We start from the raw sequence: 2,655 nt of genomic DNA, 5'->3' as shown, positions 1-2,655 counted from the left end.
AAGCGCCCGCCGCCGCCAGATCGTCGACAACGCCAAGCGCGACCGTATCGAAAACTACGAATCCTCGAATGACGCCTACGTCGTCGAAGACTACGGCATCGCCGCCCTCGTTGAAAACATCGAACTCGCCTAAGTCACACGCCAACCATGACCACAGCCACCCACAACAGCCCCGCCCAGCGCCACGCCGCCCGCATCCTCGCGGCCAAGGCAGCGGCAGCATCCAGACACGGCCAGCCCATCCAGGGCAGCGCCTACGACTTGATGCTCGCCAAACTCATCAACGACAAACAAAGGCTCAAAGCCATCAAATCCATCCAGCGCAAAATAGAACTCAAGCGCGAAATCCTGCCCGACTATGATGACTGGATCAACGCCGCCCTACAGCACGGCAACGGCGCACAAGACCTCGTCTTAACCACCGCCCTCGTCTGGCACATAGACGCAGGCAACTACGCCCGCGCCCTCGACATCGCCCAATACTGCCTCGTCCACAACCTCAACCTGCCAGACCAATACGCCCGCGATGTTCCCACCATGCTGCTCGATGAAATCCCCGGTGCCTACCTCGAAGGCCGCTTTGAAACAGCAACAGCAGCCGTAGAAACCCTACGGGCAGTACAACTGCTCACCGTCAATGCAGACGTACCAGACCAAGCCAGCGCCAAGCTCTACAAAGCCCTCGGCTATGCCCAGATAGGCAAGATGGGCAACGGCGACATTGACTTTGACCAATTGACTGAAGAACAGGCCAGCAAAGCCCTGGACAACCTGCGCCGCGCCCTGGACCTCTTCCAAAACATAGGCGTCAAAAAAGACATAGAACGGCTAGAACGCCGCCTAAAGAAAACTGCAGACGATGAAACGGCCACCAGCCCGCCACCATCTGCATAACAGGCACCCTCCGGCGCCGGGCGGCGTGGGCCGATCAGGGATTTCTAGCCATTTCCCCTGTGACAGCCCACCCACCGCCCCCTTGACTGACCTATCAACGATCCAGACCCATGCCATTTATTGCCAACGCACCAGGCGGCCAGCTAGGCCCAAGCCAGCCAAACAACCTCATCACCAATGATGGATTCTTCCCTGACATAGACATCGCCAACATGCGCGACGCCATCAGGCTAGACGGCACAGTCACAGACGCCCGCCTCATCGCCGCCACCGTAGACGCCATCATCTTTGTCAACAACCAGGTCAACGAGCTAAAAGCAGCAGCACAAAACGCAGGCCACACCAGCATGGCCGCCATACCCGCCGCCCAGGTCAACCGGCAAAGCGTCCTCATTGCCCACTACCTGCGCGCCGTCTATTGCACGGCAAAGGCAGACCTGATTGAACGCTACAAAGACTACGACACCACCGCCACCACGCTCGATGACAAAAAACTCGTCAGCTTTCTGGCAAACGGCCCCGACGAAGAACGCAGGAATGCGCAGTGGGCAATGTCCAACTTGCTGGGCCGCCACCACGTCACGGTCGAATTGATATGAATTTGCCACCCCTATGATCGTCCGCGCCCAACAAAACGACACCTTAGACCTGCTGATCTGGCGTCACCTGGGCAGCACCGCAGGCATTGCAGCGGTGCTCGCCTTAAACCCCGGCATAACCAGCCTCGGCGCATTCCTGCCTATGGGCAAAGCCATCACCCTGCCAGACCGCGCACCTGCAGCCCCCGTGCTGCAAATGATCAACCTGTGGGACTAACCATGAACGACAACCACATGGAAACAGTAAAGGCCATACCACCCGTCGCCATCAGCGCCATCACGTTTCTAGGCGTGCCACTCAATGAATGGGTATTCATCCTCACCATTATTTACACCGTGCTACAGATCACCTTCTTTGTGCGCGACAGAATGCTAAAGCCCTGGCTGCACAGACGTGCTAACGCACAGAAAGGCAAAAGCCAATCATGAGTACAGACATCAAACAAAAACTCATCGCCGCAGGCATCGCCGCCGCCTTGCCCTTGATCGTCCTGTTTGAAGGCACCCGGCAAACCGCCTACCTTGACCCCGTCAGCATCCCCACCATCTGCCGCGGCCACACTGGTGGCGTCAAGCTCGGCCAGACAGCCACCATAGAGCAATGCGACGACATGACAGTGCAAGACCTGCTCAAAGCCAAAGCAGCGATGGAAAGCTGCCTCAAAGTCCCCCTCAACGACAACCAGCGCGCCGCCTTCACGTCATTTGTATTCAACGTCGGCCCAGGCCGCAAAGGCGTCAAAGACGGCTTCTGCGTGCTCGAAAACGGCAAGCCATCCACCATGATTACCTTGCTCAATAAGGGCGACTACACCGGCGCATGCAACCAAATGCAGTTTTGGAACAAAGCCGGTGGCGTGGTCTATGCAGGCCTCACCAAACGCCGCGCCGCTGAGCGCCAACTCTGCCTCACACCCGCATAGGCCAACCCATGCTCAACATCATCAAAGCCCTAGACCCGCGCCCCTGGCTTGCCCTCGCCATCGCCGCCGCAGCCCTCTTCTGCGTCGTCAAATACAAAGACGCCATACACCAGGTAGACAAACTCACCGCCCAGATTGCAAAAGACCAAGCCCAGGCCAGCGAAACAGCCAGAGAAAACGAAAGGCTCATGTCCCGCAGCCTCGCCACCATCGCCACCACCCACCAAAAAGAGCTACAA

General features: G+C 58.0%; 7 protein-coding genes. All 7 read left to right on the top strand.

Annotated features, from left to right (window positions below; all coding sequences use genetic code 11):
* On the top strand, positions 1–133 hold a 133-nt coding region (locus H8L47_RS30005), incomplete at its 5' end, for a P2 family phage major capsid protein (protein WP_230413956.1).
* A 14-nt stretch (positions 134–147) separates the two neighbouring features.
* A complete protein-coding gene (gene gpM, locus H8L47_RS28925; protein WP_186957296.1) occupies positions 148–894 on the top strand; it encodes a phage terminase small subunit in 747 nt (248 codons plus the stop codon).
* Positions 895–1,004: 110 nt separating this feature from the next.
* Positions 1,005–1,493: a head completion/stabilization protein gene (locus tag H8L47_RS28920; RefSeq protein ID WP_186957295.1), complete on the top strand. Its 489-nt coding sequence runs from the start codon at positions 1,005–1,007 to the stop codon at positions 1,491–1,493.
* Positions 1,494–1,506: 13 nt separating this feature from the next.
* Positions 1,507–1,710: a tail protein X gene (locus H8L47_RS28915; protein WP_186957294.1), complete on the top strand. Its 204-nt coding sequence runs from the start codon at positions 1,507–1,509 to the stop codon at positions 1,708–1,710.
* Between the two features lie 2 nt (positions 1,711–1,712).
* Positions 1,713–1,922 (top strand): phage holin family protein, encoded by a 210-nt coding sequence (locus H8L47_RS28910; protein WP_186957293.1) that lies wholly within the window; start codon positions 1,713–1,715, stop codon positions 1,920–1,922.
* Complete coding sequence (locus H8L47_RS28905; protein ID WP_186957292.1) at positions 1,919–2,416, top strand: lysozyme; 498 nt, start codon at positions 1,919–1,921, stop codon at positions 2,414–2,416. Before H8L47_RS28910 ends, H8L47_RS28905 begins: the two co-directional genes overlap by 4 nt.
* An 8-nt stretch (positions 2,417–2,424) precedes the next feature.
* A partial coding sequence (locus H8L47_RS28900; RefSeq protein ID WP_186957291.1) for a hypothetical protein occupies positions 2,425–2,655 on the top strand: 231 nt, incomplete at its 3' end.

Origin of the sequence: Undibacterium umbellatum (assembly GCF_014284125.1) — a bacterium.
Taxonomy (GTDB): Bacteria; Pseudomonadota; Gammaproteobacteria; order Burkholderiales; family Burkholderiaceae_D; genus Undibacterium; species Undibacterium umbellatum.
This window is presented reverse-complemented; position numbering and strand designations above follow the sequence as displayed.